This is a genomic window from Streptomyces sp. NPDC085946 (genome assembly GCF_044540485.1).
GTDB lineage: Bacteria > Actinomycetota > Actinomycetes > Streptomycetales > Streptomycetaceae > Streptomyces.
Map to the genome: position 1 here is coordinate 167,156 of NZ_JBITSF010000011.1, position 14,306 is coordinate 181,461.

The following is a 14,306-nucleotide window of genomic DNA, read 5'->3' on the forward strand; positions in this document are numbered from 1 at the left end:
CCCGTCGCCGGGGGCTCCGGCAGCCGCACGGGGCGAGCGCCGGTGCCTCGGGGCCTGACCGGTTCCGGGGGCCGGACGGACAGATCTCGGGGAAGATTCCGGAACGTCGGACGTGACCTGGGATATACCTTTTAGCGCCCGGTTGCGTGTAGCTTGACCGACTGCTCTCGCACGCAGTGCCGCGGCATCGGGTGCGCGCTACATCGATCGTTCAGGAGACCCATGCTCCCCCGAGTCCCCTCCGTCCCCCGCATAGCCTCCCTCCCGCCCGTCGCCTTGGCGGGCGGTGCGCTGACCGTCGGCATAGGCGGCCTGTACCTCGCCGGGCTGCTGCTCACCGGCGGTGAGATCGAGACGGGTACGACGGTGCGCGGCGTGGACATCGGCGGCCTGACCCGCGAGGAAGCCACCCGGAAGCTGGAGCGGCACCTGGTGGCGGCCGGCCCGCGAAAGCTGGCCGTGCGGGTCGGCGACCGTACGGATGCGGTCGATCCGCGGCAGGCTGGGCTCTCCTTCGACATCGGGGAGACCCTTGACCGGGCGGCGTCCACCGGCGCCGATCCGGTCAGCGTGATCGGCGGGCTGTTCCGCTCGGGCGGTGAGCTCGAACCGGTCGTGCGGATCGACGAGGACAAGGCCCGGGCCGCCGCCGGGAAGCTGGCGAGGACGCTCGACCAGAAGGTCCGCGACGGCGCCGTCTCCTTCACCGAAGGCCGTGTCGAGCAGGTCGCCCCGCGCACCGGGTACGCGCTGGACGTGAACAACGCGATCGGCGCCCTGCGCGGTCCCTTCCTGCGCGGCGATGCCGACTCGGTCACGGTGCTGCCCGCACGCGAGACCAAGCCGGGAGTCACGGCGGAGGAGGTGCGGCGGGCGGTGCGCGAGTTCGCGCAGCCGGCGATGTCGGCACCGGTCACGCTCACCGCGGGCGGCAAGCGGTTCACGATCACCCCGGCCGTGCTGGGCGAGCACCTGACGATGCGGCCGGACGACACCGGCGGACTCACACCGGAACTCGACAGCAAGGGCCTGCGCGCCGCCCCCGCGGTGACCGGCGCCCTGAACGGCCTCCCCACCACACCCCGGAACGCCCGGCTGGGGCTCGAGGGCGACAAGGTCGTGGTCGCCGCCGACGCCGAAACCGGTGTGAAGGTCACCGACAAGGCCCTGAGCAAGGCCGTCCTGCCCCTGCTCACCAGGTCGGGCGCCGCCCGCACCGGCACGGTGGCCACGGAGCAGATCCAGCCGGAGGTCACCCGTGAGAACGCGGCACGCCTGGGGCTGACGGAGAAGATGTCCTCCTTCACCGTCAACTTCGAACCGGCCGCCTACCGCACGACGAACGTCGGCCGGGCCGTGGAACTCATCAACGGCTCCGTCGTCATGCCGGACGAGACCTGGAGCTTCAACCGGACCGTCGGCGAGCGCACCGAGGCCAACGGCTTCGTCGAGGGCATCATGATCCTCGACGACCAGTACACCAAGGCGCCCGGCGGCGGTGTCTCCGCGGTGGCCACGACCGTCTTCAACGCGATGTTCTTCGCGGGCGTCAAGCCCGTCGAGTACGGCGCCCACTCCTTCTACATCGAGCGCTACCCCGAGGGCCGCGAGGCGACGGTCGCCTGGGGAAGTCTGGACCTGAGGTTCACCAACGACTCCGGCAAGGCGGTCTACATCCAGGCCGAGTCCACCGACACCTCGGTCACCGTCACCTTCCTCGGCACGAAGAAGTACGACGAGATCACGTCGGTCAAGGGGCCGCGCACCAACGTGCAGCAGCCGGCGAAGAAGGTGAGCACCGACGAGAAGTGCGTGCCGCAGACCCCGCTCGAAGGCTTCGACGTCACCGTGGAGCGGGTCTTTCACGACGGCGGCCGGGAAGTGAAGCGGGAGCCGTTCCGCACGCGCTACACCCCGCGTGACGAGATCACCTGCGAAGAGGTGCCGAGCGGGTCCCGGCCCTGAGGAGGCGGCCCGTCGGCCCGCCCGGCGCGGCGGCGTCCCGGACCTCGCCCGCTCGGCCTCCCCCGGCCGGCGGGCCCCGGACGGAGCGGCGCGGACGCTGCCCGGCGTGGCCGCAGGGCCCTCCGGTGCGTGACCGGGGGCCCCGCCCCGTGGCCTCTCCGCCACCGCTGGACGGACGAGGAGCGTTCCGGCACCGCCGCCGGCCGTTCGCCGGAGTGCCGCAGCGGCCCCCGCGCCGACGGGCCCGAGCCGGTTTCCTCCGGCATCGGAGCGCACGCGAGGGCGGCGCGTACTCTTCGCAGGTACGCGCCGCCCTCGCGCTTCACTCCCCAGTCGAGCGCCGTCTACCCGCGGCCGGGCAGCTCACACCTTCCCCGCCCGGCACGGGAATCCGCAGAGCCGAGCGCTCCGCACGGCCGGCCGCCCGCCCGGGACCGCACCGGCGGGCGCGGCCGGGCAGGTCACGGCCGGTCGGCGGTGCGGTCCCGGGCGACAGCACCCGTCGACGACGTGCGTCCGGCGGCCCGTCCGCACGAAACGTTCACGCCGGAGGATCAGGCGGCCCGGCGCGCGGAGGCGGTCGTCGTCTTCCGGCCGTCGGCGCTGTGGCCGGCCGTCTCGCGCCGGGTACGGGTGACGGCGACGACGGAGTCGTATCCGACGACGAGGCTGGTCAGGCCGAAGGCCATGAGGCTGTCGCCGGAGCCGATGGTGCCGGTGAAGTGGAGGCCCGCCGTGGTGGCGATCGCCGGCAGGGCGAGGCTCCCGGTGGGGCGGCGCAGGCTCTTCAGCTTGCGGGCCCAGCGGCTGCGGACCTCCTTGGGCGGGAGGATCCGGAACCAGTTGCTGCCGGGCGGCTGTTCGCCGTTGTTCCCGTCGTTGCTGATCAGGGTGAGGGATGTGTCGTTCACTGTTCTGTCCTTGAGGGTGGGGTCGGCGCACAACGGCTGGGCGGGGAGGCGCGTGAGGGCGAAAGGGTTCACACGTCGTCGAGGTCGAAGTCGTCGTCGAGGTCGCCGAACGGGGCCAGGGGGTCGGGGTCCTCGACGAGGATCTCGTCGAGGAGGATGCGGCGGATGCGGCGGGCGGCGAGCAGGTTGCGGGCGATGATGAAGTCGCCGAAGGAGGTTTCGCCGATGACCGCCTTGTACATGTGACGGCTGGCGGCCCAGGGCTTTTCGAGGAGTTCGCCGCTGTCGAGGAACATGACGATCATGCCGTGGCCGATGGCGACCGGGATGACCGCGGAGTTGAGCACCGGCTCGGTCAGGTGGAAGGCCACCGGGACGGCGCCGCCGAGGACGGCCTGGGCGACCGCGGAGCTGGTGTCGAAGGGGAAGAGCGGTTCGCGGTAGTGGCGGCGCATGCGGGAGGCGCTGTCCATCATCGCGTGCGGCAGGACGACGTAGTTGGGGTCCTCGTCGGCGACCGTGGGCTCGCCGGTCATGGCGAGCCAGCCGTCGTCGCGGCTCAGCCGCCAGGATCCGGAACAGTCCGACAGCAGGGCGGTGTCCGTGGTCACCTCGGCGGCGTAGAGGGGACGGCCGGGAATGAACGTGGTGACCGAGACCGACGTCGCCTGCGGGTCGCCCGTCGCCAGCCAGCGCCTGGGCGAGCCGGTGAACGAGACGGAGACGACGGGCTGTTCGGCGCGTACCAGGGCGCGGAACTCGGCCTCGCGTTCCCGGGGGGTGCCGTCGGCGCCCAGCACCGTGGGCGTGCGGCCGCTCTCGTTCTTGATGCCGGTCACGGCCTCCTGGACGGCTTCGGCGAGGCGGCGCCGGCAGGCGTCGGCCCGCGCCGCCCAGTAGGCGTCCTGGGTGGCGAAGCCGGGGGGAATGTATCGCTGGCCGAGGAGGGCGAAGACCTTGGCGTCCCGTTCGTCCTGGCTGAGCTCCTCCCCCATGTCCTGGCCGTAGATCTTCTCGCGGCCGAAGGTGCCGAGCATGCGCAGCGTGGTGTCGCAGACGTGGGCCGTGACGCCGCCGGCACCGAGGGGCGCCTGGGGGCCGTTGCTGAGGGCGTCGGGAAGCTCGTGCACGAGGACTCCTCTATATAGGTGTCGTGGTCGACCCGCATGCGCGGGGCGTACGCGGTCGTGTGCGCTGCGCAGCCATCCCCCGAAGGAGGGAAGCCTGTAGTCCAGTTGGAGGATTTCACGTGCGGCTACATCGCGCACTCGACACGCCGTATTTTCGGAAGTGTCGAAGGACACACCAGAACTTGCACAGCTAGTGACCGGTAGTCGACATGCGACACAACACACATCGGGTAGTCACTACAAGACTTCACGTAGTGCCGTAGTCTCAGGGATGTTCAGTCAGCGAGGGTGCTGGGGCTCGGGCGTCGGCATCCGAACCGGGAGTGGCGTGTACCGATCCCTGGTACGGACGGGGCGTCAGTCCCCGGCGAGACGAAGGGAACACGCGTGTCGAACGATGCCAAGAAGCCAGGTGACGACAGGGACCGCCAGGTCGTTGTCTCGGTCCGTTTCCCAGGACACCTCCTGGACCGCATCCAGGCCATGGCGGCGGTGATGTCCACGACCGCCAACGCCCTGATCCGTGAGGGCATGGAGGCCTACGTGCAGGAACGGGCGTCCAGCGAGGAATTCAAGGCAGCCAGCCAGAAGTACATCGCCGAGGCGCAGGCCCGGGTCGCCACCGTGCTCGGCGCCCCGCTCGACGGCCGACCACCGCGTGATTGACATCGGCTCAACGGTCACCAGGCGACATGTGCACACCGTGCTCACTTTTTGATCCTTGCAACCGGTCCCACCGCGCCGGGGCTCGCCAGCGGGTCCCGGCGCACCTGCGCCCCCGGCGCACAGGCCCCACCGGGGCCTGAACCCCTTCCGCACCCGCGGAACACCGGCCACCCGCCCACGCCGCGCGCCCGCACAGCGGAGCAGCCGCCGCCCGCACGGGGATCCCGCCGCCTCCGCCCCCGGCGTCACCGCTGTCCGCCCCGGGCCGCCGCCCGGACCCGGCACCCTCCGGAGCGGGAGCAGCCGGCCTGGTCGGGCAGTGCCGTGACACCCGCCTCGTCCCGTCGCCGGCAGGTCCGAGCGGCGGCTTCCCTCCAGGCGCCCTCAGGCGGTGGCGAGGGTGACGACGTCGTGCGTGGCGAGCCCCAGGGGCGACGATCCCCTCCTGAACCACCCTGCCGCGTGATCACGGGGTCACGGAACAACGGCCCTCCGCGTCACCGCCCGCCGAGCGGGGCGAACCGGCCCTTTCCGCGTCCTCGCGAGCCCGGGGCACCCCCCTTCCACCGGCCCGGAGCCGCCTCGTGCATGATCGATGGGTCCCTCGACCTCCAAGGCGGGGAGGCCTCTACCGAATGCAAAGGAGATGGCGTTGACCATCTGGGAGTCACTGGCGGTCTTCGTCGCCGGTGTGAGTGCCGGCACCATCAACACCATCGTCGGCTCGGGGACGCTGATCACCTTCCCGGTGCTCCTCGCCACGGGACTGCCACCGGTGACGGCGACCGTGTCCAACGCCCTGGGTCTGATCCCCGGCTCCGTCAGCGGCGCCATCGGCTACCGGAAAGAGCTCAAGGGCCAGCGCTCACTGGTGCTGCGGCTGGGGGTCGCCGCCGCGATCGGCGGGCTGGCCGGAGCGGTGCTGCTGCTCATGCTCCCGGAGACCGCCTTCGAGACGATCGTCCCCGTCCTCGTGGCGCTCGCACTGGTCCTCGTCGTGCTCCAGCCGCGCCTCTCCGCGGCCGTCCAGCGCCGCCGCACCCGCGCCGGAACCGCTACGAGGACCGACGGCGGCCCGGTCCTCTTCGGCGGCCTCCTGCTCGCCAGCGTGTACGGCGGCTACTTCACGGCGGCCCAGGGAATCATCTACCTCTCCCTGATGGGCATGCTGCTCGACGACACGCTCCAGCGTCTCAACGCCGTGAAGAACGTCCTCGCGGCGATCGTGAACAGCATCGCGGCACTCTTCTTCCTCTTCGTCGCCGACTTCGACTGGACCGCCGTCCTCCTCATCGCCGTGGGCTCCGCGATCGGCGGGCAACTCGGCGCGAGGATCGGGCGCCGGCTGCCTCCGACGGCGCTCCGCGTCTTCATCGTCGTCGTCGGCGTGTGCGCCATCGTCCAGTTGCTGCGCTGAAGCCCGTACGGGCACGCGACGCGATGACCGGCCGACGCCGCCCCCACCCGGCGCGGGCCGGGACGGCGCCGCGGTGGGCCGCGGCGATCCCGTGGGTACGGCCGGCCGGGCACCGGCGGCACCTCGGCCCGGGCGGCTGCGCGCGCTCCGGGACGGCGCCGGGCCGGAGGCCACGGGGCACCACGGGCCGGCCTCCGGCCCCAGGGCGCGAGGTCAGGAGCACAAGAACTCGGTGGTCACAGGAGGAACATTCGTGAACGTCGGCGTACAACGCGGAGCGATCGCTGCCGTGCAGGTACTCGGCCTCGCCGTGTGGTTCTCCATGTCGGCGGTGGTCCCCGGCCTGCGGGACGACTGGGGGCTCACGGCGGGCGGCGCGGTATGGCTGACCGCCTCCGTGCAGTTCGGCTTCGTCGCCGGGGCCGTGACCTCGGCCACCCTGAACCTGGCCGACCGGGTGCCGCCGCAGCGCCTGCTCGCCGCCAGCGCCGCGGCAGCCGCCGCCTGCACCGTGGTGCTGGCCCTGGTCGCCGACCGGCCGGCCGTCGCCGTCCCGCTGCGCTTCCTGACCGGCCTGTTCCTGGCCGGCGTCTACCCCACCGGCATGAAACTCATGGCGTCCTGGTCCGGCAGCGCCGGACGGGGCAGGACCATGGGCGTCCTCATCGCCGCCCTCACCCTCGGCTCCACGCTCCCCCACCTCATCGCCGGCGTGGGCTCACTGCCCTGGCGCCACGTGCTTCTCGCCGCGGCGGCGGCCGGACTCACGGGTTCCGTCGTCGCACTGCTCTTCGTCCGGCCCGGCCCCCACGCAGCGCCGGCCGCACCCGCCCGCAATCCCCGGTACGCGCTGACCATGTTCACCGAACGCGGGCCGCGGCTGGCCAACCTCGGCTACTTCGGGCACATGTGGGAGCTCTACGCCCTGTGGACGTGGATCCCCTCCTTCCTGCTGGCAACCGACACCGCAAGAGCGCTCCCGGGCTCGGTGGAGGTCACGGTGTTCCTCACCATGGGCCTCGGCGGAGCAGCCGGTTGCCTGCTCGGCGGCTGGGCCGCGGACCGCTTCGGCCGCCCACCCGCCGCCCTGGCCGCGCTGTGTGTCAGCGGCCTGTGCTGCCTTCTCTCCCCCCTCCTCTTCCACGCCCCGCCGCTGCTCCTGCTCGCCTTCTGCACCCTGTGGGGCGCCGCCGTGATCGCGGACTCGGGAGTGTTCTCGACGTCGCTGAGCGAGGTCGCCGACCACCGCTACATCGGGACGGCTCTCACCGGTCAGACCGCGATCGGATTCGCCCTCACCGTCGTCACCATCCAGCTGACCCCCCTCCTGGCCGACGCCATCGGCTGGCGTCACGCCTTCCTCCTCCTGGCGCCCGGCCCCCTGGCCGGCGCCCTCGCCATGCGCGCCTTCGGCAACGCCGCCCCCGCCGCGGTCCGGCCGGGCGCCTCCTGATGGTCGGCGGCCGGCCGCGCACCGGCGCTTCGGCCGAGGGAGCCGGTCCCTGCCCCGGCGCCGGCCGCGAAAGGGGACCGCCGACGGGACCGGACCGATTACGGCAAGCCGGCGCCGAGGAGCCGCTTGCTCACCGACCGGAACGGGATACCGCCGCCGTCGGGTGCCTCCCGAGGCCACCGCGGTCGTTGCCGGCCCGGCTCCATGACCGGCGCGTCCGGGCCGGGTCCCCCGCGCGGGCCCGGAGAGGCGGCATCCCCGAGGGGGGCCTAGCCTTTATGGGTGAGAGTCGCGCTGCGGACCGGCCCGCCGACCGGCGAGACCCTGTCCACGTGTTCGGGCGACAACGCACACGACCGCGCCGCAGGTCTCCCGCGCGGACGCGGCCATCGTCTCGTGCATCGACGACGCACGAGGGATGGAAGGAAGTCAGATCATGAATGCACAACGCGCCAGGCGTCTTCTCGCGGCGTCCGCCGTCGGAGTCCTGATGGCCGGCGGTGCCACGATCGGCGCAGCAGGTACGGCCTCGGCAGCCACCCCGGCCGTCCTTCCGACCCAGGTCGGCAGTGACTGGTGTGATCGCCACGGCTGGCAGAACGAGAACTGCCACCTCCCCGGCGGCATCGACAACACCGTCGTCGTAGTCGTCGTGGTGGCCTGACCGGTTCGACGGAGTACGGCCGGGGGTCGCCGCCCGCACCGCAGGTGGCGACCCCCCACCACGTCCACGGGCGTGAGCAGGCGCGGTACGGGAAGCCCCGGCGGGATCGGTCATCGCCGGCCGGCACACCGGCCAGGGGCGCCGGCCTCGGCCACGGTCCGGCCGTGCCGGCGGAGTCCCCGACTTCGAGCAGGCCGGGACGTACGGGACGTTCACCGAGGTGCCCCGTGCCCGGAGCCGGAGCCGCGAGACGGCTCGCCTGGCGGTCCACGGCCCGCACAGACCGCCCCGAGGTGGCCGGGCCGCTCGCCCTCGCCCTGCTCCACCCCACCCTGCGCGCTGTCCGGACCGCGCCCGACGGCGGCCCGGTGCCGCTCGCCGGGCAGGACCGCGGCCGGTGGTTGCCGCCGTACGGGACTCCTGCCGATCGGGCCCGCGGCCCGCAGGGAGGCGAAAGGCCGCGTGTCCGTCCACGGGCTGAGGCCGGCATACAACCGGGGGCGGACGCCGTTCAGGCCGTGGGCTGACGCCCCGGGCGGGGCCCGCTGCCTAGCCTCACCCGTATGGATCATCTGCCTCGCGGCGCAGCCGCCGCTTTACTCGGTCTGTCCCTCGCCCTCCTCGGCACCGGCGTGGCCCAGGCCGCACCGCCCGCGCCCGCGGCGGTGTCGCCGGCCGCCGAGACCGCTCGCGTACGCCTCGAACTGCCGCCTCCCACCGGGGCGTTCGCGGTGGGCCGTGACACCTTGCACCTCGTCGACAGGAGCCGCCCCGACCCCTGGGTGCCGGAGGCCGGGGCGCGTGAGCTGATGGTGTCGATGTACTACCCGGCACGGCCCGGTGGCGGCCGGACGGCCCCGTACATGACCGCCGCCGAGGCCCAGGCCTTCATCGAGGACCGGGAACTGACCGAGGTGGTGTCCGCCGGGGCGCTCAGCGGCACCCGCACCCACGCCCGCCCCGCCGCCGCGCCCGCACGCGGCAGGTTCCCGCTGGTGGTGCTGTCGCCCGGGTTCACCGTCAACCGCTCCACCCTGACCCTGCTCGCCGAGGAGCTGGCCAGCCAGGGGTACGTGGTCGCCGCCGTCGACCACGCCTACGAGTCGGTCGGCACGGCCTTCCCCGGTGGGCGCCTGCTGAACTGCGTCGCCTGCGAGAAGATCTCCCCCGGCGGGTACGGCGTGGTGCCCAGGGGCCGGGCCGAGGACGTGTCCTTCCTCCTCGACCGGCTGCTCACCCACCGGCACCCCGCCTGGCGGCACGCCCGCATGATCGACCCGGCGAGGATCGGCATGGCCGGCCACTCCATCGGCGGCGCCTCCGCCGCGACGACCATGGCGGGTGACCAGCGGGTCCGCGCCGGGGCCAACATGGATGGTTCCTTCATGGAGCCGGTCCCGGCCGAGGGCCTGGGCGGGCGCCCCTTCATGATGCTGGGCACCGGCGACGGGGACCGCTCCTGGACACGCGACTGGCCGCTCCTGGACGGCTGGAAGCGCTGGATCGACGTCACCGGCGCGGGACACTTCACGTTCACGGACGTGCCCGTCCTCGGTGACCAACTCGGTCTCCTGCCGCCGGAGGAGCCCTTGTCGGGCAAGCGGTCGCAGGAGATCACCCGCGCGTACGTGACGGCGTTCTTCGACCTGCACCTGAAGGGCGTGGACCGGAAGCTGCTGGACGGGCCGGCCCCCGAGCACCCGGAGGTGGTCTTCCACCAGGAGGGGTGACCAGGCGGAGTGGTGTCGCGACGAGACCGAGCAGGGGCTGCCTGACGCGGAGCTGTCTTGCGGAGGTGGGCCGGCGGCGTGCGCCCGTCGTCATGCGGGCACCCCGGCCTCCTCCATGACCGCGGCCATCTCCCTTGGGGGAAGGGCGGGGTTGGCACCCGCGCTGTGGGCGAGCTCGGGCACGGCGAGGGCCTCGACGAGCCGTGCGAGCGGCAGGCGCGGGTCGCGCGTCGCCGCCTGGCGCGTCCGGACGTCCGGGTCGTGGCTGAGCCGCTCGATCAGCTCGGGGCCGGCGGCGGGGTCGCGGACGGCCAACTGCCGGTAGATCCCGTCCGGGTGGTCCGCGTAGCGGGCCGCGAGCCCTTCGCGGGGGAAGCGGGGGTGACCGGTCGCCATCCAGGCGGAGAACGTCCCGCCGAGCCGTGCGTACACGCTCATCAGGACCTCCTCCGGGGTGTCGGGGTGATGCACGGCCAGGTGGGTGCGCACGAGGTCGTCCGTGTCCTCGGCCAGGAGCCGCAGGAGGCCGGGGGGCAGATGGGGGCTGCGGGCCGCGGCGCGGCGCAGCAGGGAGTGGGCGGAGGTCGCGGCCCGGCGCAGCACGTCCTGATCGGCGATGCCGGCCGCCACCCAGTCCACGTCACCGCGTGCGTACGGGGCCACCGTGAAGTCGATCGCGGCCCTTTGGGCCTCGGTCAGTTCGGGCCGGAGGGAGACGGCGAGCCGCACCTCGTCGTCGGGGTCGGCGGCGAGACGGTCCACGAGGTCGGCCGGCAAGGACGGATTGCCGGCGAGCTCGGCCAGGTGGACGCCTTCGGCGAGGAACCGCTCGGCGTCCGCGCGGTCGAGGAGCCCTCGGCGCAGCGCCCCGGGCAGGGTGGCGGGTTCGCGCAGCAGGGCCGCCGTGAGCCGTGCGTCGTGGGGACACCCGCACAGCGCGGCGGCCCGCCGCACCCCGGGGTCGGGGTCGTCGAGCAGCGTGGTGCGCCCGTCCGCCGTCAGGTCGTCCCAGACGCGCAGGGCGGCACGTCGTGCGGCCGGATCGGCATGCCGGACCAGGGAGGCGAGGAAGGAGGGCGCCAGATGGGGCGATTCCAACAGCGCGCTCCGCACGGACGGTTCGGGGTCCGCGAGGAGACGGCCGCACACGGCGTCCGGCAGCGGGCGGACCTTCGTCCGGGGATCGTGGGTCCATTCGGGTCCGTACGCGAGGGCGGCCCGCACCTTGGGCGAGGGGTCGTTCGCGAGCCGAGCGCGCTGCTCGGGCTCCGCCTGGCCGCTCGTCGCGAACCGGACGCGCGCGTCCACGACCGGGTGGGTGAGGACAGCGGCCACGGCCGGCTCGGGCAGCCCCGGCCGGTGGAGGGCCTGGAAGGGCGGGCCGTGGCCCCCACCGTCGAAGGCGATCAGTCGCAGCAACAGCGGTGCGGGAAGGGCCGGGTTGGCGGCGATTCCGTCCAGCGCGAAGGAACAGAAGGCGACCACGTCTCAACTCCCGGCCCATCACCTCGCGCGGGGTCCGGCGCCTGCGCGGCATCGGCCTCCCGGGTCAACGGCCGTCATCCTGCCACGAACCGAACAGCCTCTGTACGTGACCACCGAGGTCCGCACCACGCCGGGCACGCCCTCCCGGTCGCGACGGCCGGCCGCCGGACTTCTGCCCGGCACGGCTCGGGGCGTGCTGCCGGTGCTCGGGTTCGGCCGGGTGTGCTGTCCGCCGGTGGACCGTGCATCCGCTGCTGAGCCCTCCGGAGCAAGGCTCCGGAGGGCTCAGCAGGAAGCACACGGATCAGCGCTGCGTCGCGCCGCCGCTGCCGCTGTCGCTGCCGTAGGAGCGGCGCACCGCCTCGGCGGCCTTGTCGGTCTGGGCGTCGTACTTGTCGCCCGTCCGCTCGTCGATCGCCCGCTCGGCGCCCTGCACACCCTTGTCGGCCTGGTCCGGGTGGCCCTTCGCCATCTCCTTGGCCTTGTTCGCCATGTCTCCCAGCTTGCCCATGGGCACCTCCTGCGATAGCGCGTGCGTCGTACCCCGCCGCAGGTACCCCTCAGGTCCGGCCCCTCACCTCCGGCTTTTCGGCAGTCCGCCCACCTGCCGCTCGACGCGTCGGACCGCAGGGCCCGCACGGCTGCCTGGGACCGCGGCGCCGGCACACCGACTGGGCGTACCGTGCGGCAGCCATCCGTACTCCCCCGGTCGTGCGGCCGGCCAGGACCTCACTCCTCGCCTGCAGGCCGCCCAGCGCCTGCCCCGCCGCAGAACACCACCTGGCTCGAGACGGCCCGCAGCGTGCAGCGCGGATCCTGCTGCCACCTCGACGCGGACCGCGCGCAAGCCCACCGGGGCACGGGGGGCGGCCTCTTCGGCGCGGGGCGACGGGCAACGCGAGCGCCCCGGGGCAAGTGGTCGAGGGGAGGCCCACGCGCCCGGGAGTGTGGCGGCGCATGGTCCCCCACCAGCGGCGCGGATGCCACCGGTGAACCGGCGGTACCGGCCGCCGGAGGCCGATCTCACCCGTTCGGCCCAGTCCCGGGTCACCACCGCGGCCCGGGCCGTCTTCACTTGCGGGGAGGGCCGGCGCCCCGCGCTCCGGTGCCAGGAGGAAGACAGCACCCGACGCCTTTCCGAAGGAGTCGCTCATGACCGTGACGCTCCAGCCGAACGGTGCCGAGCCGACCACCCCGCCCGGGATCGACGCCGTCGCGGTGATCGCCGCTCCCAGACCGCTTCCTCACCGTCGCTAGGCCCCGCGAAGCCGGTCCCCCGCCGCCCGGCGCCGGTGCCGACGGTCGTCCGGCCCGGCCGAGGACGACCTCCGGTGTACTCGCACCGCCCTGCTCACGGGCAGCCGCTCGCCGGGCCGGTGCGGTGGTCCACCCGACGGCCCGTGCCCGTCGCGACGCGGCGTGGTCACCCCCCCGTTCTCCACGCGTTCCCCCGACGCCGGTCATCCCTGTCCGGCACGAGTGAAAGGTGCCCCCCATGCCGATACTGTGCCGTCCCGCTGTCGACGTCCCCGAGCACGTCATCACCGCGCAGGAGACACTCGCCCTGGCGGAGCGCCAGCACCCCGACCACCCGCAACTCGCCCTCGCGCTCAGGCTCATCCGCAACACCGGGGTGAACAAGCGCCACATCGTCCAGCCCATCGACCAGACCCTGCGGCACCCGGGCTTCGAAGAACGCAACCGCACCTACGAAGTCCAGGCCAAGGAGCGGGTGCCCGCCGTCGCACAGCGCGCTCTGGACAACGCGCGGCTGGCAGCGGACGAGATCGACGCCATCATCTACGTGTCCTGCACCGGTTTCATGATGCCGTCGCTGACCGCCTGGCTCATCAACCACATGGGATTCCGTCCCGACACCCGCCAACTCCCCATAGCGCAACTGGGCTGTGCGGCCGGCGGCGCGGCCATCAACCGCGCCCACGACTTCTGCACGGCCCATCCCGGCAGCAACGTCCTCGTCGTCTCCTGCGAGTTCTGCTCCCTCTGTTACCAACCGACCGACCTGGACGTCGGATCGCTGCTGTCCGACGGGCTGTTCGGCGACGCGGTCGCGGCCGCGGTCGTGCGCGGTCAGGGCGGCCAGGGCCTGAGCCTGGAGCGCAACGCGTCCTACCTGATCCCGCACACCGAGGAGTGGATCTCCTACGCCGTCAAGGCGACCGGTTTCCACTTCCGTCTCGACAGGCGCGTGCCCACCACCATGGAGCCCCTCGCTCCGGTCCTGCACGAGCTCGCCGCCGCACACGGCTGGGACGCCTCCCGCCTCGGCTTCTACATCATTCACGCGGGCGGCCCCCGCATCCTCGACGACCTGTGCCGGTTCCTGCACGTCGACCCGCACGCCTTCCGCCACAGCAGGGCCACGCTCACCGAGCACGGGAACATCGCGAGCGCCGTCGTCCTGGACGCCCTCAGGCGCCTGTTCGAGGAGGGCGGGGCGCCGGCCGGCGCCCCCGGCATCATCGCCGGCTTCGGTCCCGGCATCACCGCCGAGATGGCCGTGGGCAGGTGGGCCGGAACACCGGCCCCCGGCATGCCGGCCCACTGCACGACCGGACGCCGGCCCGCTGCGATGCCGGCGGCCGGTCGCGTCCGGAGTAGGGCGCTGCGTTCCACCGGTCCGTGGCCCGTTCCCCAGGCATGACGCGGAGCCGGCGACGGCCTCGGCGGAGCCCGGCTGACGAACGATCGCTGCCGGCCGGGCCAGAGGATCACTGAGGCGGGGCGGAGGCCGCGAGGCAGCGGGCGGGCGGGCGGCTCGCCGGAACGGGTGGCGCCCGCCCAAAACCGCCCGGGCCTGCTGAAACACCGCTCGACGACGGTGCGGGCCTTGCACTGCCCGGCGTCGAAGGCCGGCGGTCGTC

The 14,306-nt window shown here is 73.3% G+C and carries 11 protein-coding genes and 1 pseudogene; 8 read left to right on the plus strand and 4 right to left on the minus strand.

Going from position 1 to position 14,306, the window contains the following annotated elements:
- The first annotated feature begins 222 nt into the window (after positions 1–222).
- Positions 223–1,965 (plus strand): VanW family protein, encoded by a 1,743-nt coding sequence (locus tag ACIF8T_RS22890; RefSeq protein WP_400037843.1) that lies wholly within the window; start codon positions 223–225, stop codon positions 1,963–1,965.
- A gap of 554 nt (positions 1,966–2,519) precedes the next feature.
- On the opposite strand, the gene ACIF8T_RS22895 is transcribed toward ACIF8T_RS22890, so the two are convergent.
- Together ACIF8T_RS22895 and ACIF8T_RS22900 are read right to left on the minus strand one after the other, a co-directional pair.
- Positions 2,520–2,876, minus strand: a complete 357-nt coding sequence (locus ACIF8T_RS22895) for a hypothetical protein (protein WP_400037845.1) — start codon at positions 2,874–2,876, stop codon at positions 2,520–2,522.
- A 68-nt stretch (positions 2,877–2,944) separates the two neighbouring features.
- Positions 2,945–4,006 carry a hypothetical protein gene (locus ACIF8T_RS22900; RefSeq protein ID WP_400037847.1) on the minus strand — a complete coding sequence of 354 codons (1,062 nt, stop codon included), beginning with the start codon at positions 4,004–4,006 and terminating at the stop codon, positions 2,945–2,947.
- Between the two features lie 387 nt (positions 4,007–4,393).
- Between ACIF8T_RS22900 and ACIF8T_RS22905 the strand changes: the two genes are divergently transcribed.
- The 6 genes and pseudogenes from ACIF8T_RS22905 to ACIF8T_RS22930 all read left to right on the plus strand — a co-directional run bounded on the left by ACIF8T_RS22905 (position 4,394) and on the right by ACIF8T_RS22930 (position 9,936).
- Complete coding sequence (locus tag ACIF8T_RS22905; RefSeq protein ID WP_400037849.1) at positions 4,394–4,672, plus strand: hypothetical protein; 279 nt, start codon at positions 4,394–4,396, stop codon at positions 4,670–4,672.
- Positions 4,673–5,318: 646 nt separating this feature from the next.
- Positions 5,319–6,089, plus strand: coding sequence for a sulfite exporter TauE/SafE family protein (locus ACIF8T_RS22910; protein ID WP_400037851.1), 771 nt, complete (start codon positions 5,319–5,321; stop codon positions 6,087–6,089).
- 253 nt (positions 6,090–6,342) lie between these two features.
- Positions 6,343–7,542 carry an MFS transporter gene (locus tag ACIF8T_RS22915; RefSeq protein ID WP_400037853.1) on the plus strand — a complete coding sequence of 400 codons (1,200 nt, stop codon included), beginning with the start codon at positions 6,343–6,345 and terminating at the stop codon, positions 7,540–7,542.
- A 436-nt stretch (positions 7,543–7,978) separates the two neighbouring features.
- A complete protein-coding gene (locus ACIF8T_RS22920) occupies positions 7,979–8,206 on the plus strand; it encodes a hypothetical protein (RefSeq protein WP_400037854.1) in 228 nt (75 codons plus the stop codon).
- Between the two features lie 236 nt (positions 8,207–8,442).
- A pseudogene (locus tag ACIF8T_RS22925) lies at positions 8,443–8,607 on the plus strand (DUF6596 domain-containing protein); the annotation flags it as partial.
- A 162-nt stretch (positions 8,608–8,769) separates the two neighbouring features.
- Positions 8,770–9,936, plus strand: a complete 1,167-nt coding sequence (locus ACIF8T_RS22930) for an alpha/beta hydrolase family protein (RefSeq protein WP_400037856.1) — start codon at positions 8,770–8,772, stop codon at positions 9,934–9,936.
- A 90-nt stretch (positions 9,937–10,026) separates the two neighbouring features.
- Here ACIF8T_RS22930 and ACIF8T_RS22935 read toward each other — a convergent pair whose 3' ends face one another.
- On the minus strand, positions 10,027–11,421 hold the full coding sequence (locus tag ACIF8T_RS22935; RefSeq protein WP_400037858.1) for a Mucin-2: 1,395 nt from the start codon (positions 11,419–11,421) through the stop codon (positions 10,027–10,029).
- A gap of 304 nt (positions 11,422–11,725) precedes the next feature.
- Positions 11,726–11,932, minus strand: coding sequence for an antitoxin (locus ACIF8T_RS22940; RefSeq protein WP_400037860.1), 207 nt, complete (start codon positions 11,930–11,932; stop codon positions 11,726–11,728).
- 984 nt (positions 11,933–12,916) lie between these two features.
- Between ACIF8T_RS22940 and ACIF8T_RS22945 the strand changes: the two genes are divergently transcribed.
- Positions 12,917–14,086: a type III polyketide synthase gene (locus tag ACIF8T_RS22945; RefSeq protein ID WP_400037861.1), complete on the plus strand. Its 1,170-nt coding sequence runs from the start codon at positions 12,917–12,919 to the stop codon at positions 14,084–14,086.
- Positions 14,087–14,306: the final 220 nt, after the last annotated feature.